This window comes from Microbulbifer variabilis (assembly GCF_052467165.1).
The window spans coordinates 1,227,147-1,241,491 of record NZ_CP174301.1; the positions used below are offsets into that span (position 1 = coordinate 1,227,147).

Consider the following 14,345-nt stretch of genomic DNA (forward strand, 5'->3'; position numbering starts at 1 on the left):
GCCCCTGTTTACACAGGCCACACTTACTATGAAATCACTGAATGCAAACGAGAGGACAGAATGATGAAGAACTGGAAACTGGCGGTAAGCAGTTTGGCCCTGGCGGGTGTTTTAGCTTTCCCCGCAGCGACGATGGCGTCTGGCGGGGGTGGGGATCACCACAAGCGCGGCTTTGAGCACATGGCCCGTGAGTTGCAGCTGACCGAGGGACAAAAGGCACAGCTAAAAGCCAACCGCGATGGTACCCGTGAGGCGAGAAATGCCCAGCGTGAACAGCTGAATGCTCTGCGAAAGCAAATCCATGCTGCGATAGAGTCCGGTGCTGACCAGGCTACAGTGGATCAGCTGGGTGCCGAACTGGGTCGGCTGAAGGTACAGCAAATGCAGAGTCACTACCAGATGCGCCAGCAATTTGAGGCGATTCTCACCGATGAGCAGAAAGCCAAGTTTGAAGAGCTAAAAGCTGAGCGCAAAGAGCGCCGAATGAAATGGCGCGAAGGCCGCCTTGAGCGCCGCTCTTCAGACTCCTGATTACCCTTCTATAGACTCCTTGTGCGATCCACCGGGCGCGCCCTTCCCCAGAGGCCCGGTAGGTTCATAACCCTTTGCCCCCGTTCAAGGGGGCCTTTTTGTTTCCCCTGCTTTTGCTTTTCAGAGTCAGCTTGCTGCATTCCGCTATTGCTGGGAGAATACGCCGCCCCGCAAATAGGTGTCTAGTGTGGCCCGGTTAGGGCAGAGAGGAGTGACTGTGAGCAAAATCGGCTTGTTTTATGGCAGCGACGAAGGCAACACTGAATCTATAGCCCTGCGTATCCGCGCCCGCCTGGGTGAGGATAGGGTAGATCTGTTTGATATTGCCGATGTCACTCAGCTGGATATCGCCAACTACGAGCAGCTGATTTTTGGTATTCCCACCTGGGATTTCGGCCAGATTCAGTCCGATTGGGAGGAGTTCTGGGAAGATGTGCAGGAAATCGACTTTAGCGGTAAGACCGTGGCCCTTTACGGTTTGGGCGACCAGTTCGGATACGGCGATTACTTCCTCGACGCTATGGGCATGTTGCACGATGTGATTGTCGGGCGAGGAGCGACCATTGTCGGTTTGTGGTCCACTGAAGGCTATGAGTTTGAAGCTTCCAAGGCGGAGGTCGAAGGTGAGGGCAAATTTATGGGCCTCGCTATCGATGAGGATCAACAGGAAGAGTTGACTGCTCAGCGCCTTAACCTGTGGTGCAAACAAATTGCTGATGAATTCAATCTTGATGGTGGTGCTGACAGCATCATTGAGTTGGATGATTAAAATTGCATGCATCAGGCAATACCCTTTAAAGAATTCTGGGCTTGGTTGGCCGAACATCCCAACTGTATCCTTCGTGCCGGGAGTACAGACTCAGTAGTTTACGATGATGATGACTACTATTGGCGCTTTGCTGAGGAGGATGCCCGCACCTTGCTCGTTCAGGTTATCCGAGGAAAGCGCCCCGTAGCAGAATTCTTTATCGAACCTGCGCATGTATCCACTGTTCGAGTGAACCCTGGTGAACGAGGGGAATTCAATTTTGATTTGGTTACCGAATTTCAAGGGCAGATGCAGGTAATTTTTTATTTTGTATTGTCACATGGCTTTGACGAGCAAGTCAGTCCAGTCGAAGAGTCTTTCAAGTCTTCAGGGCACCTCCACTAAAAGCCAGGCTGTTCGGCTGTGTGTTGGCGACACCAGTTGATAACTTGACTGGTGTCGAAAAGATTTGCGTTAGCTCGTTACTGTTTTTTCGTTGGCGATTTTTCTGCGGACCCAATGCCGATATTTTTATCAAGGAAGGCGAGCAGTTCGGTATAAAGCTTCATCTTGTTCTCCTCGCTATAAAATCCGTGCCCTTCGTTGGCAACAATAAGGCTTTTTGCAGGCTTCCCTTCTTTTTCAAGTTTTTTCAGTAGCTCCTCAGCATGTTCAACAGGTACACGCTCATCTTTCTCACCGTGAATAATAAACAAGGGGATATTGAGTTTATCGGTGTTGTGGATTGGAGAGTTTTCCTTTAAGAAGTTCTTATCTTTACTCAGTTCCCTATTAAGGTAGGCTAACCCTCTATCACGACGCTTGATATCCCCTTTCTTGTACATCATCTCCAAGTCATAAACACCCACATAGCCAGCTGCACATTTATACAGGTCTGGATATCTGATCGGATTCATTAGGGCAGAGTAGCCCCCAAAGCTGGCACCGTAAATACAAACTTTTCTTGGATCTGCATAGCCTTTCTCTACTGCCCAATGAACTGCATCGGCTATATCCTTTTGAATTTTTCCTCCCCACTCTTGCTCTCCGGCAGTGTAAAAGTGGTCGCCGTATCCTGTTGAGCCACGAAAGTTTACCTGGAGAACCAAGTAGCCATTTTGGGAAAGTATTTGTGCTTCTTGGTCATATCCCCAGTAGTCACGAGCATGGGGGCCTCCATGTGGTACTACTACCATAGGCAGATTTTTAGTTTGTCCTTTGGGGAAAGTCAGATAGGTGCCTATTCTCATGTTGTCCGTGGTGACGAATGACTCAGCTCGCATTGAGTTTAGAGTTTCAGGGGCAAGCCATTCTGATGATGATAATAGAAAGTCTACTTTCTTAGTCTTCAAATTTGCTAAGAAATAATCCCCTGGGAGTCGGTCTCCATAAACTTTTAGTATTCCTAAAGAGCCGTCATTAGTGAAGCTTGTAAAGTTGATTCTGTAGCCCTCAAAAGCCTTTTTTAAGCCACGGAAATAAGCTGCAAACCCATCTCCCTCATCAAAAAAGTGCTCTTCAGGATAGTCGGGGTTTAAGTAGACACCGATGGGGTTTTCACTTACAGGGTGGTGGATTATTCCGCTAATGTCGGAGTTATCGTGGGAAAATATTGGAGCTAGTTGGTTTGTCTTGTTATTAAATTTAACTAGTTGCTCTGTGTTATTGGGTCGGTCTATTAAAAAGTAGAAGTCACCGGTCTCAGAGTCTCTGCCTGTTGGCCAACCGCGGGTCAAGAGAGGATTTTCAAGTTTTTCCCACCCTTTTTGGGATTTCTTATAGATTTCACGAATGCCTTTTCTATTGCTGCCTGTGGCGAAAACTACATTGCCAAGTCCATCACTATGGGCTCGGCCCACCTGAGGCAGCCCTGTTATTCTAGTTTTAACACCACTATAAATATTTACCTTTAGGATTTCTCCTGTTGTTTCCCAGTCATTTGCCCAAGGTGATGTCGAGAGTAAGATTTTGTTTTTATCTTCTGGAAGAGTGTCAATAATTGTTGCATGCGCATATGTTGCTTTGGCTCTTTTTAAACGTGTGCCAGTCTGCATCTCGCTTGCTAAATATCCAAATATATTTTTTGCTTTGGATCCATCGAAGTTTACTGCAAACAGGGTTCCATAGAAGATTGGAGTTTCTAAGGCAGCTCTGCGCGACATAACTTCGGTGATAACTCTTTCATTGTTGGCCCAATAAAAATGTCCAACTTCATCCTTTCCTTTGAGCCGTAAGCCTCCTGTAATTTCAAAGTCATCAAGGGATAAAAAAAGTAAAATTCTCTCGCCTTTATGGATTTTTCTGATGGCTAAGTGGGTGCCTTCTGGAGATATTTTCACCTCCTCAATTTCTGCATGACGTATTAGGTCCGATAGAGGTACCTGAGTGCCAAATGCGAAAAGCGGCCAAAGAAAAGCGAAAAATAAAAGCTTGCGCATATATGTTGCCCTTGTATTGAAGGTTCATAATTATGCGTGATAGGGCTATTAATGGAAATGGTTAGGACGGGTCTAGAAAGTTCGTCCTAACCTAAAAAACAGGAAATTAATCTTAATTCACTACTAAGTCCTGACTCTCTCGCTCAGGCTTGTGCTGTTCAAACCAGTACAAGATAGAGGCTACCTTAGCAATCATCTGGCTGGGTCGCGCGGCAATACTGTGAGAGGCGCCTGGGATACGCACCATTGCAGCTTCCACATCGTTCAACTTCAGTGCCTGGTAAAACTGCTCTGTTTCAGACATCGGTGTGCGGTAGTCCTCCTCTCCAGTAAGCAGCATGGTTGGCGTAGTGACATTGCCCACATAAGTCAGCGGTGAACGGCGGCGATATTCCTCCGGTTTTTCCCAGGGCATGCCTGAGAACCAGTACTTAGTAAAGAACCTGGAATAATCCGCAGTCAAGACGAAGCTTTCCCAGTTGATTACTGGTTTGGCAACGACCGCAGCTCGGAATCGATCGGTTTTGCCGATGATCCAGGCTGTTAGGGTGCCGCCCCCGCTGCCGCCGGTAACAAACAGTTGTTCCTCATCGATAAAACCCTGGTTGATGACTGCATCCACGCCGGCCATCAAATCGTCGTAATCCTGGCTCGGGTAGTTGTGGTGAATCAGATTGGCAAATTCATGCCCATAGCTGGTGGAGCCTCGAGGGTTTGTATAGAGAACCACATAGCCTGCGGCAGCAAAAAGTTGCACCTCTGCGGCGAACCGGGGGCCATAGTTAGAGAAGGGCCCGCCATGAATTTCCAACAGCAAGGGATATTTTTTCTTCGGGTCGAAGTTGGGCGGGTAGGCGACCCAGCCCTGTATATCACGGCCATCAAAACTGGACTTGTAATTGATCTCCTCCACGCGGGCCATATTGCGCAGCGGCATCACATCGTTATTGAGGCTGGTCAGCGCTTTTACTTTGCCATTGTGGGCCAAAGCCAGCTCTGCCGGATGTTGCGGATTGGTTTGCGTGTAAGCAATAGCTCCGCGCTTGGATGTGGCAAAGTGAGTGCCCGAGTAGGGTCTCCCCAGCGATAGACCGCCAGCATCACTGGCGATTACAGTGTCACTGCCACCAATTTTTTTAATGGCAATTTTTGTGGAGCCCTGATCGTCGTAGCTGTAAGCGATACGTTTACTGTCGCCTAGCCAGTGGTAGCTGGAGATACTGCGGTCTTTTGCGGTTTGGACTTTGCGAGACTCGCCGCTGCCGAGATCGATGATGCGCAGGCTGTGTTGTTGGTACCCGAGCCGTTGATCCTCAAATCCCAGGTAGGCAAGCTTTTTACCATCGGGGGAGATCTGCGGATGGTGATCAGGCCCGAATCTTTCGGTGATCTGCTCAATGTCGCCATCCTTGAGATTTACTCTATAAATTTCAGAGTTCATCAGTTCGATCTCGTGATCGGGGTGGCGGTTTGCAGAAAAGTAAATAGCGTCGTTGTTTTTACTCCAGGCGAGACTACTGTTGTGGTCGAACTCACCGCTGGTAAGCTGACGCGGCGTGCCGCCCTCACGGGAGATGACAAATATTTGGGTGTGCCCCTGCTTGAGATAACCCATACCGTCCGCACGATAAATACTGCGGTCGATAAACTGGGGTGATTTTGCCCACTCGGCGCCCTCGGGCGCTCCGGGCAGTTCAACCGGCAGAGGTTTGCTCTCTGGCACAAACATGGTGAAGGCAATTTGTTTGCCGTCCCTTGACCACTGAATATTTGAAGGGGATTTTGGCAGGTGGGAGATCTGCAGGTTTTGACCGTTATCGAGCCACAATAGGTGTATCTGGGGGCTGCCGCTGCGGGAACTGATAAAGGCGATTGTTTTACCGTCCGGGGATAGGCGCGGCGAATAATCAGCGTAATCTCCTGAGGTCAGTGGGCGGTGGTCCTTGCCGTCGGCACTGATGCGCCATAGGTTTGCCCGCTTGTTGTCCGCCATTTTGTTCATGGAGTTGCGGACGTAGTAAATACTCTTTCCGTCGTTACTGAACTGAGGGTCGCTGGCATACTCGAGATTGAATACATCCTCATAGCTGAAGTTAGTGGGTTGCTCTTCAGCAAGGGCAGGACTGGCGATTAATATCGCCGCGGCTATTTTCAAGAATCTGTTCATTATCTGCGGGCTCCTCCATTTTGTTATCGGAAGGAGCATACCGCAGAGACGGTCGGGCAGGAGGCGAATAAGCCGATCCGTGTATTTAGTGGGATAGTCCGTGCAATTAATAAATAATTATCGTCTGCGGCAGTAAGCTCAGGTTAGAAGCTCCCTAAGTACTTCCCGATAGATTTCCTTGAGTATATCCAAATCGTCGGCTTTGACTCTCTCATCAACTTTGTGAATAGTGGCATTGACCGGCCCCAGCTCCACTACCTGCGCTCCTGTTGGAGCGATAAAGCGGCCATCGGAAGTGCCCCCTGCCGTCGATAATTCTGTTTCTTTTCCTGTGATTTTTTGAATCGCTTGCTCTACAGCGTGGACCAGTGGACCCTCGGCAGTGAGGAAGGGGTGCCCGGACAAATTAAAGTTCGCTTCATATTTTAAGTTGTGCTTATCCAGGATTGCTCGGGCACGGGCCTCCAGTTCTTCGGCGGTGGATTCTGTAGAAAAGCGCCAGTTACAGAGCAGATCCACCTCACCGGGAATCACATTGGTTGCTCCTGTACCTCCGCTGATATTGGAAACTTGGAAGCTGGTGGCTGGGAAAAATTGGTTGCCCTGATCCCACTCTTCTGCAGCCAGTTCAGCGAGAGCTGGGGCCAAATTGTGAATTGGGTTTTCCGCCAGATGTGGATAGGCCACATGTCCCTGCATACCGAAGACTTTTAATTCAAGGCCCAGGGAGCCGCGTCTTCCATTTTTGATAATATCGCCGACGCGCTCGCTGCTGGAGGGCTCACCGACAATACAGCAGTCTATTTTTTCTCCCTGCTCTTCGAGCCACTCAACGACTTTGACTGTACCGTTGATTGCCGGCCCCTCTTCGTCGCTGGTGATCAAAAAGGCGATGCGACCTCTGTGATCAGAGTGTTGGTGGATAAACTCCTCACAGGCCACCACCATTGCTGCCAGTGAACCCTTCATATCGGCCGAGCCGCGACCATACAAAAAGTTATCGCGGATTTGTGGTTCGAAGGGTGGGCTGCTCCAGTTTTCCTCCGGCCCGCTCGGCACGACATCGGTGTGTCCGGCGAAGGCGAGCAGTGGGCCTTTGCTTTGCCCGTTGCGCACCGCCCAAAAATTATCGGTATCGCCACGGCACAGCTTTGCCACTTTGAACCCAATTTTTTCCAGTCTCTCAATCATCAGGTCCATACAGCCTGCGTCCTCGGGGGTTACGGAGCGACGGCGGATGAGTTCAAAGGCCAGTTGCAATGTGGGGGTCACGGAGTAATCCTCTTAGTCGATAAGGTGCGCTATTATCGGAATTTATGCAGGCGAAGAGTGGGCGGGGTCGGGGCCCCGCCGAGTCAGGTCTTAATTGCTGTGCAGTGCTGCATTCAACTCAATGGCACTCTTATTCGTTAAACATTCAACGGCGCCATTGGTGGAATTTCTGCGGAACAGCAGGTCGGATTTTCCGGCCAATTCGCGCGCTTTGATGTACTCGACCAGTTTGCCGCTGTCGTCCAGTAGGGCCACTTTGGTCCCGGCGGTGATATATAAACCCGCTTCCACAGTGCAGCGATCTCCCAGGGGGATGCCGATACCGGCGTTGGCACCCAGCAGGCAGTTGTCGCCCACAGAAATCACTATGTTCCCACCGCCGGAGAGGGTACCCATGGTGGAGCTGCTGCCACCCAGATCGGAGCCCGCGCCGACAAATACGCCGGCCGAGATGCGGCCTTCGATCATGCCCGGTCCCTCGGTGCCCGCGTTAAAGTTGACGAAGCCCTCGTGCATGATCGTGGTGCCCTCGCCGAGATAGGCGCCGAGGCGCACACGCGCGGTGTGGGCGATACGCACTCCCGTAGGTACCACGTAGTTGGCCATCTTGGGGAACTTGTCGATGCAGGAAACTTCCAGGTGCTCTCCTTTTAAGCGCGCTTCCAATTGTCGCTGTGGTAGTTCCTCCAGATCGATGGCTCCCTGGTTGGTCCAGGCTACATTGGCTAATTTACCGAAGATGCCATCGAGATTAGTTTCGTGGGGTTTTACCAGACGATGGGAGAGTAGATGCAGTTTCAAGTAGGCTTCGGGAAGCGATTGTGGTGCTTGGTCAGTGGAGAGCACTACCGCCGCCAGAGGCCGCTGGGTGATAGTAAATTGTTGCAGGATGTCTGCTTGATCGTTGGCACCCAACTGGCGCAATTTCTTTTCCAGGGGATGTAGTTGGGCTGGGTCCAGAGAAAGGCTGTAGTTGCCTTCGCCGATCTTCAGGGTTTCCTTGATTACAGCAGCTACACCCGTATCGGGCTTAAACAGAGGCCTGGGGTAGTAGACTTCCAGCCATTCCCCCTTATTGTTACAAGTGCCTACGCCAAACCCAATACTGTAAATATCGCTCATATTTTCCTCCTAGTTGGATTTGCTGGCGAGTTGGGCGAATTCGGTCTCTTTAAAACCGAAATGGGTGTTGTTACCGCTGGTGGTTACCGGGCGTTTGATCAGGGTTGGGGTTTCGCTGACCAATGCTAGGGCGATGTCATTATTCATGCCGTTTTTCTGGTCGTCAGTAAGTGCGCGCCAGCTGGTGGAACGGCGGTTTAGTACTTCCTGCCAGCCAAAATTTTCCAGCCAGTCTTTAAGGGGTACATTATCCATTCCATCTTCTCGGAAATCGTGAAATTGATAATCAACCCCATTTTTTTCCAGCCATTTACGGGCTTTCTTTACAGTGTCGCAGTTTTTAATTCCGTACAGAGTAATCACAGTTACGCCTTTTTGGTTTTCTTGGGATTTTTGCGGTTGGGATAACAGGTAGTGCAGATTTCGCATACGGTGCCATCACAGCCTCGTGCGGAACAGTATTCCCGGCCGTAGAAAATAATCTGCAAATGTAACTTATTCCACTTTTCCTTGGGAAACAGCCGCTTCAGATCCTTTTCAGTTTGGGTAACATTTTTTCCGCTAGTGAGCCCCCAGCGCTGGGCAAGTCGGTGAATATGGGTATCCACCGGGAATGCCGGATGTCCAAATGCTTGCGACATCACCACACTGGCGGTTTTATGGCCGACACCGGGCAGGGTTTCTAGTGCAGCCATATTTTCAGGTACTGCGCTATGGTATTCATTGACCAGAATTTGCGACAGTTTACTGATGGCCTTGGATTTCTGCGGGGACAGGCCACAGGGGTGGATGACCTCTTGGATTTTTTCCACCGGTACCTGTGCCATGCTTACCGGGTTGTCTGCCAGCAACCAGAGTGCGGGCGTTACCTGGTTGACGCGCTCATCGGTGCACTGTGCCGAAAGTAATACGGCCACCAGTAATGTGTAAGGGTCTTTGTGGTCAAGGGGGACCGGAGTTTCCGGGTAGAGTTCTTCTAGGCGCTGTAGAATAAAATCCACTCGCTCCTGTTTTAGTAAGTTTTTTACTGCCATTCTTTGTTGTGCCTGGGGCTCCGGGATGTATTTTTTGTGTCCGAGTGTTTGTGCTAGCTGCAAAAGGTTTTGATGCGCCGAGCGGCTTCCACGCACTCCTCAAGCGTCGCTACCAGGGCCATGCGTACGTATTCACTTCCCGGGTTTAAGTGCTCGTTTTCGCGTGCGAGGAAGGCGCCTGGCAAAACGGTAATGTTCTGCTGGCAAAATAGCTCGCGGGCAAAACTCTCTCCATGACCGACGCGCGGCCAGAGGTAAAAGCTTGCCTGAGGGAAACTCACTTCGAGGCAACCATCGAGAATATCAAGTACCGCATCAAATTTCTGTTGATAGAGTGTACGGTTTTGTCTTACATGCTCTTCATCCTGCCAGGCTGCGATGGACGCATACTGGTTTGGCAGAGGCATAGCGCAGCCGTGGTAAGTGCGATAGAGCAGAAATTTATCCAGCAGTTGCGCGTCGCCGGCTACAAACCCCGAGCGGAGGCCGGGCAGGTTTGAGCGTTTGGAAAGGCTGTGAAATACCACACAGCGGCGATAATCGTTGCGGCCGAGATCTTTGCATGCCTGCAGTAATCCGGTGGGTGGTGATGCTTCATCGAAATAGATTTCTGAGTAGCATTCATCTGAGGCGATAGTGAAATCGTAGCGATCAGCAAGCTGGATCAGTTGCTGTAAATCTGTTACTTCCAACAGCGCGCCAGTAGGGTTTCCCGGTGAGCAGATATACAGCAGTTCGCATTGTTGCCAAACTGACTCGGGGATGGAGGCAAAGTCGGGTTTGAAGCCGTTGGCCTTCACACAATTTATAAAATGTGGCTGAGCACCGGCAAGCAGTGTTGCGCCTTCATAGATCTGGTAAAAGGGGTTGGGCATAAGCACTTTACTGCCCGGTGTCACTATGGCTTGGGCAAAAGCGAATAGCGCCTCGCGGGTACCGTTTACTGGTAGCACCTGAGTTTCCGCACATAGCTGGTCCAGGTGGAAGCGTTTGCGCAGCCATTCTGCGATTGTCACACGCAGTGATTCCAGTCCCTTTGTGAGCGGGTAGGAGGAAAGCTTGTCCAGGTGTTGAACCAGCTTACCGCGGACAAAACCGGGTGGGGCATGCTTTGGTTCACCAATAGAGAGGGCAATATGCGGCTTGTCTGCTGCCTCCAAGCCCTCTTTCAGTGCTTGCAGTTTAGTGAATGGGTAGGGCTGCAACTTTTCCAGGTTGGGGTTCATAGCAGTCTCATACGCTCTCTCAATAGTTATTAGTGCGGTGTGGTGTGGTCGTCCAGTTCCCGGCAGATTGCCTCCTCCAGTGAGCGATTGATCTCGTTGTCACAGAGAGCTCGTCCCTCTGCATCGGTAATATGGAAAATGTCTTCCACTCGCTCGCCGAGCGTGGAAATTTTAGCGTTGTGCAGGCGCAGGTCATGGGCGATAAAAATACGCGCAATACGGGCCAGCAAGCCGGGCCTGTCGGCACTGGTTATTTCCAGGGTGCTATACAGGTCTCCGGGTTCGGCTGATAGGTGCGCCTGGCTCTCCAGTTCAAACATTTTTAGGCGGCGGGGGGTGCGACGCTGGATCACCTTGGAGTAGTCCTCCACCAGGGCCAGCTCCTCCTGCAACGTAAGCCGAATTTGCTGTAGTCGCTGCGGTTCGTCAAGCAGGGGTTGGCCGGACTCATCCAGTACGTAGAAGGTGTCCAATGTGTATCCGGAGGCGGAATTATAAAGTCGGGCGTCGTGCACACTTAAGTTGAGCATATCGAGTCCGGTCACAGCGGCAGCAAAAACATTGGCCCGGTCGGGAGTGTATACGAATACTTGGGTGGCACCGTCGTGCTCACCGGGGCCGGAATTGCGGGTCAACACCAAGGTGTCGCTTTGCTCCAGGGGGGCATTGCTGTGCAGCTCATGGATAGCGGCAGTGTGCCAGGTAATGTTGTCTGCACTCTCGCGTACAAAATAGTCCTCGCCCATCTGTGCCCAGATATTAACTACTGAAGCTTCGGGCAACCCCATTGTCTGTAGCTTTTCTAAAGCAAGGCTGCGGGTTTCCTCGATAATTTCTTCCCGATCTATAGGGTTTTCCAGGCCGCGGCGCAGGGCATGTTGGGTAGCTTGGTAGAGCTGACGCATCAGGCTCGCGCGCCAGCTGTTCCACAGCTCCGGATTGGTGGCATTGATGTCGGCCACTGTGAGTGCGTATAGGTAGTCGAGATGCTCGCGGTCACCAACTTCGCGGGCGAAAGCATGTACTACTTCGGGGTCGCTGATGTCCTGTTTCTGGGATACCTGGCTCATCAATAAGTGTTTTTCTACCAGCCAGCAGACCAGTCGCCGGTCGCGGGCGGGCAGTTGGTGTCGCTGGCAGAATTCAGTTGCATCTACTACTCCCAGCTTGGAGTGGTCGCCGCCGCGGCCTTTGGCAATATCGTGGTAGAGGCCCGCGATATAAAGCAACTCTGGTTGACGCATGCGACCTAGTATGTCCGCAGCGATGGGAAATTTTTCCCTCGCTTCTGGACTGCGGAAACTGCGCATATTGCGCACTACCTGCAAGGTGTGGGCGTCTACGGTGTAAATGTGGAAAAGGTCGTGCTGCATCTGACCGGTAACACGTCCAAACTCCGGTAGATATCGCCCTAGAATTCCGTAACGAGTCATGCGCGATAGCTGCGTGGATAGCCCCCGCGGGGAACGTAATAACTGCATAAACAGTTCGCTGTTGGCGGTATTTAAACGGAAGTCTCGGTCGATCAAATGCCGGTGTTCGCGAATCAGGCGGATAGTAGAGGCGCGCACCCGGGTGATCTGCGGATTTCTCGCCATCAGTACAAAAATTTCCAGCAATGCTGAGGGGTACTGGCTGAAAACCTGTGGGTGAGTAACTTCAATCGCACAACCGCGAAGCTGGAAGCGTTCGTTAATGGGGGTGATATCCTGCTCGCCGCCGGGTGCCAGAATTGCTTCGCCGAGATATTGGAGAAGTACATCGTTCAGTTGGCGCAGTGCCATTACAGTGCGGTAGTAGCTGTGCATAAACTGCTCTACCGCCAGTTGGTTATTACTGTCCTTGTAACCAAACTGATTTGCCAGCTCCCTTTGGTAATCAAACAGCAGGCGTTCCTCCGCACGCCCGGCAAGCAGGTGGAGTCCATAGCGAACACGCCAAAGAAAACTCTCGCCAGACTGGAGGATGGCAAACTCCTCCTCAGTAAAAAAAGCCTTGCCTTGCAACTGTTTAAGTGTGCGCACCCGAAAGAAGTACTTGGCGACCCAGGCGATGGTCTGGATGTCGCGCAATCCCCCGGGGGAGTTCTTTATGTTGGGCTCGAGAATATATTCCGCCGCTTGTTGGCGGTTGTGGCGCTCTTCCTGCTCAGCGAGTTTTGCGTGGAAGAAGTCTACAGTGGACCATAGTTTGTTGCGCTCTAAAGAGGATGCCAGGTGTTCTCCTGGTGCGGCATCGCCAACCACCGTACGCGACTCTGTGAGGTTGGTCATCACGGTTATATCTTGGGCGCCAAGTTCCAGGCACTCCTCGACACCACGTACCGAGTGGCCGATATCCAAGCCCAGGTCCCAAAGGAATGCCACAAAGCGCTCAATATTGTCGATTGTCTTCGAGTCCGAGCGGCCATTAGTAAGTATTAACAGGTCGATATCTGAGTGAGGGTGTAGCTCACCACGTCCATAGCCGCCGACTGCGAGCAGCCCTGTGCCGGGTTTCCATTCGTACTGATGCCATGCGTAGTGCAGTAAACAGTCCACGAATAGGGCTCTTTCATGAATCAGAGTGTTTACATCTTCGCCCTCGCGAAACCGCTCTGTCATCTGATGCTCGGCAGCGCCGACGGCATCCTTAAAAACTTGCAGGGGTGGCTTTTCGCCGGCGGCTAAATCTCGGCGAAATCTGGCCTGATCAAAGAAAAATAGAGGCCGTTCAAAGTGGGGGATGTGGGCCGGCTGCATGGGCGGAGTCCATTTGACTGTGTCCCGCCGCTTGGCGGCGGGTCTTTGCATCTTTTACTGAGGGCGCAAGCTAGGCGCACGGGCTAAAACTGTTCCTCACTGCGGGCGGTTAAAACCTCAACACCATTGCTGGTGACCGCCATAGTGTGCTCCCACTGGGCGGACAGGCGGCGATCTTTGGTGATTGCAGTCCAGCCGTCGCCGAGAACGCGGGTGGCGGCTTTGCCGGCATTGATCATTGGCTCAATGGTAAAGGTCATGCCCTCCTGCAGCACTTCGCCGGTTCCAGGCTGGCCGTAGTGCAGAATTTGAGGCTCCTCATGGAATACATCGCCGATACCGTGACCACAGAAGTCACGCACTACGGTGTAGTAGTTTTTCTCGGCATGTTGCTGAATCACATGGCCAATATCGCCAAGGGTAGTGCCTGGACGCACAATCTCTATAGCTTTGTACATGCACTCCTGAGTTACCCGCACCAGCCGCTCGGCATGTGCGGCTGGCTTGCCAACAAAGAACATCTTGCTGGTATCTCCAAACCAGCCATCTTTGATCACGGTGACATCAATATTGATGATGTCGCCTTTTTTCAGCACTTTACTTTCGGAGGGTATGCCATGGCAGACCACTTCGTTGACAGATGTACAGATGGACTTTGGGAAGCCGCGGTAGCCGAGGCATGCGGGTATGGCCTTTTGCACGTTAACGATGTGTTCATGGCAGCGCCGGTCCAGTTCTTCCGTAGTGACACCGGGAACGACATGCTCGCCAATCATCTCCAGGACCTCTGCTGCGAGGCGGCCTGCGATACGCATCTTGGCAATCTGTTCCGGGGTCTTAATGGCTGAAGTCATGCGTGTCCTTAGGTCAGTAGTTGAAGGCGGGCTGTACCCACCGCGGCGCGATATTGTAGCGGATTGCCGGCGGCTGGGCATAGCTCACAGGCATGGAGGCGCTGCGTGCGTTGGACACAACCCCTGCGCGCCAAATTCTCGACTGTCCTTCACTCGGGTGCTGGATTGTGGTATAAAGCGCGCCGCTCCGGGATGCTCCCGGGGTGAAAATG

The 14,345-nt window shown here is 51.8% G+C and carries 12 protein-coding genes; 3 read left to right on the forward strand and 9 right to left on the reverse strand.

Annotated features, from left to right (window positions below):
• The first annotated feature begins 60 nt into the window (after positions 1-60).
• The 3 genes from ACJJIP_RS05365 to ACJJIP_RS05375 all read left to right on the forward strand — a co-directional run bounded on the left by ACJJIP_RS05365 (position 61) and on the right by ACJJIP_RS05375 (position 1,684).
• Positions 61-531, forward strand: a complete 471-nt coding sequence (locus ACJJIP_RS05365) for a Spy/CpxP family protein refolding chaperone (RefSeq protein WP_020413540.1) — start codon at positions 61-63, stop codon at positions 529-531.
• A 217-nt stretch (positions 532-748) separates the two neighbouring features.
• Positions 749-1,300 carry a flavodoxin gene (locus tag ACJJIP_RS05370; protein WP_020413538.1) on the forward strand — a complete coding sequence of 184 codons (552 nt, stop codon included), beginning with the start codon at positions 749-751 and terminating at the stop codon, positions 1,298-1,300.
• 6 nt (positions 1,301-1,306) lie between these two features.
• Complete coding sequence (locus ACJJIP_RS05375) at positions 1,307-1,684, forward strand: hypothetical protein (RefSeq protein ID WP_444946367.1); 378 nt, start codon at positions 1,307-1,309, stop codon at positions 1,682-1,684.
• Between the two features lie 77 nt (positions 1,685-1,761).
• On the opposite strand, the gene ACJJIP_RS05380 is transcribed toward ACJJIP_RS05375, so the two are convergent.
• From ACJJIP_RS05380 to map, 9 genes are all read right to left on the reverse strand, one after another.
• Positions 1,762-3,717, reverse strand: a complete 1,956-nt coding sequence (locus ACJJIP_RS05380; RefSeq protein ID WP_444946368.1) for an alpha/beta hydrolase family protein — start codon at positions 3,715-3,717, stop codon at positions 1,762-1,764.
• 112 nt (positions 3,718-3,829) lie between these two features.
• The gene (locus ACJJIP_RS05385) at positions 3,830-5,884 is read right to left on the reverse strand and encodes a S9 family peptidase (RefSeq protein ID WP_444946369.1); all 2,055 of its coding nucleotides are present in this window, start codon (positions 5,882-5,884) and stop codon (positions 3,830-3,832) included.
• A 138-nt stretch (positions 5,885-6,022) separates the two neighbouring features.
• The gene (dapE, locus tag ACJJIP_RS05390) at positions 6,023-7,156 is read right to left on the reverse strand and encodes a succinyl-diaminopimelate desuccinylase (protein WP_444946370.1); all 1,134 of its coding nucleotides are present in this window, start codon (positions 7,154-7,156) and stop codon (positions 6,023-6,025) included.
• 90 nt (positions 7,157-7,246) lie between these two features.
• On the reverse strand, positions 7,247-8,278 hold the full coding sequence (gene dapD / locus ACJJIP_RS05395) for a 2,3,4,5-tetrahydropyridine-2,6-dicarboxylate N-succinyltransferase (RefSeq protein ID WP_282952836.1): 1,032 nt from the start codon (positions 8,276-8,278) through the stop codon (positions 7,247-7,249).
• Positions 8,279-8,287: 9 nt separating this feature from the next.
• Positions 8,288-8,641, reverse strand: coding sequence for an ArsC family reductase (locus ACJJIP_RS05400; RefSeq protein WP_444946371.1), 354 nt, complete (start codon positions 8,639-8,641; stop codon positions 8,288-8,290).
• Between the two features lie 2 nt (positions 8,642-8,643).
• Positions 8,644-9,312, reverse strand: coding sequence for an endonuclease III (gene nth, locus ACJJIP_RS05405; RefSeq protein WP_444946372.1), 669 nt, complete (start codon positions 9,310-9,312; stop codon positions 8,644-8,646).
• Between the two features lie 53 nt (positions 9,313-9,365).
• Positions 9,366-10,538: a succinyldiaminopimelate transaminase gene (gene dapC, locus ACJJIP_RS05410; RefSeq protein ID WP_020413530.1), complete on the reverse strand. Its 1,173-nt coding sequence runs from the start codon at positions 10,536-10,538 to the stop codon at positions 9,366-9,368.
• 29 nt (positions 10,539-10,567) lie between these two features.
• A complete protein-coding gene (locus ACJJIP_RS05415) occupies positions 10,568-13,279 on the reverse strand; it encodes a [protein-PII] uridylyltransferase (RefSeq protein WP_444946373.1) in 2,712 nt (903 codons plus the stop codon).
• 83 nt (positions 13,280-13,362) lie between these two features.
• Positions 13,363-14,133 carry a type I methionyl aminopeptidase gene (gene map, locus ACJJIP_RS05420; protein ID WP_282952839.1) on the reverse strand — a complete coding sequence of 257 codons (771 nt, stop codon included), beginning with the start codon at positions 14,131-14,133 and terminating at the stop codon, positions 13,363-13,365.
• Positions 14,134-14,345: the final 212 nt, after the last annotated feature.

What these genes read in the sequence shown, in the direction of transcription:
- ACJJIP_RS05415 (WP_444946373.1), bottom strand. Translation starts at nt 13,279, where the DNA reads ATGCAGCCGGCCCACATCCCCCACTTTGAACGGCCTCTATTTTTCTTT.
- dapD (WP_282952836.1), bottom strand. Translation starts at nt 8,278, where the DNA reads ATGAGCGATATTTACAGTATTGGGTTTGGCGTAGGCACTTGTAACAAT.
- nth (WP_444946372.1), bottom strand. Translation starts at nt 9,312, where the DNA reads ATGGCAGTAAAAAACTTACTAAAACAGGAGCGAGTGGATTTTATTCTA.
- dapC (WP_020413530.1), bottom strand. Translation starts at nt 10,538, where the DNA reads ATGAACCCCAACCTGGAAAAGTTGCAGCCCTACCCATTCACTAAACTG.
- ACJJIP_RS05385 (WP_444946369.1), bottom strand. Translation starts at nt 5,884, where the DNA reads ATGAACAGATTCTTGAAAATAGCCGCGGCGATATTAATCGCCAGTCCT.
- ACJJIP_RS05380 (WP_444946368.1), bottom strand. Translation starts at nt 3,717, where the DNA reads ATGCGCAAGCTTTTATTTTTCGCTTTTCTTTGGCCGCTTTTCGCATTT.
- ACJJIP_RS05375 (WP_444946367.1), top strand. Translation starts at nt 1,307, where the DNA reads ATGCATCAGGCAATACCCTTTAAAGAATTCTGGGCTTGGTTGGCCGAA.
- map (WP_282952839.1), bottom strand. Translation starts at nt 14,133, where the DNA reads ATGACTTCAGCCATTAAGACCCCGGAACAGATTGCCAAGATGCGTATC.
- ACJJIP_RS05365 (WP_020413540.1), top strand. Translation starts at nt 61, where the DNA reads ATGATGAAGAACTGGAAACTGGCGGTAAGCAGTTTGGCCCTGGCGGGT.